Genomic DNA, 736 nt, shown 5'->3' with positions numbered 1-736 from the left:
ACCGCTCGGCCTCGCGGCCCGAGCCCGGCCGCAGCCCGTGATCGACGGTAAAGCAGCCCCAGCATGGGGCCGGCGCCGCGGGCCTTGCGCCAGCGCGCGGCGAGCACGGCAAGCGCGGTGGAATCGGGCCCTCCGGAGACCGCGATCAGGATGCCCGGATGGTCCAGGAACGGGGCGAACAGGCCGTCGAGTTCGTCATCGCCGATCGGCTCGGCGCGCGCGCCGCGCAGCCCCCGTAACGCAGGATCGCCGTCAGCAGCCGACACGCTTGTGCTCCCGCTCGACCGCCTGGCGCACGGCGGCCTGCGCGCGGGGATACTTGCGCTCCACCTCGGACAGGGTGGCGCAGGCGGCCTCCTTCTCGCCGAGGATGGCGAGCGACTGGCCGACGCGCAGCAGCGCCTCCGGGGCGCGCAGGGAGTTGGGATACTTCACCGTCACGTCCAGGAACGAGTTCGCCGCATCCTTGTAGTTCTTCTGCAGGAACAGGCTCTCGCCCAGCATGAAGGTGGCGTCGGGGACGACGCGGTCAGTGCCGCCGGCCTGGGTGATCTGGCGGAAGGTCTGCTCGGCGCCGGCATAGTCCTGGCGCTGGATCTGCGCCTGTCCGGCATCGTAAAGCTCGCGCGGCGTGGCGCCGGGGCCGGGCAGGGACGCCGACCTGGGCTCCCGCCGGTCCCACCGGCGGGCGCACGAGCCGGCGGAGGAACTCGCCGGCGAACCGAGCGGCTGGGGG

1 protein-coding gene and 1 pseudogene are annotated in these 736 nt (G+C 73.4%); both read right to left on the bottom strand.

Annotated elements, in window-relative coordinates; genetic code table 11:
• Nucleotides 1-266: pseudogene (locus AC2W7M_RS26685) on the bottom strand (hypothetical protein); the annotation flags it as partial.
• Nucleotides 253-736: tol-pal system protein YbgF (ybgF, locus tag AC2W7M_RS26680; RefSeq protein WP_486136218.1), on the bottom strand; the 484-nt coding region annotated here is incomplete at its 5' end. The gene ybgF and the pseudogene AC2W7M_RS26685, both read right to left, overlap by 14 nt.

This window comes from Xanthobacter sp. BG11Y11_SDJG, assembly GCF_057364445.1.
The sequence above is the reverse complement of the archived record's forward strand: the minus strand, read 5'-3'. Positions and strand labels throughout refer to the sequence as shown.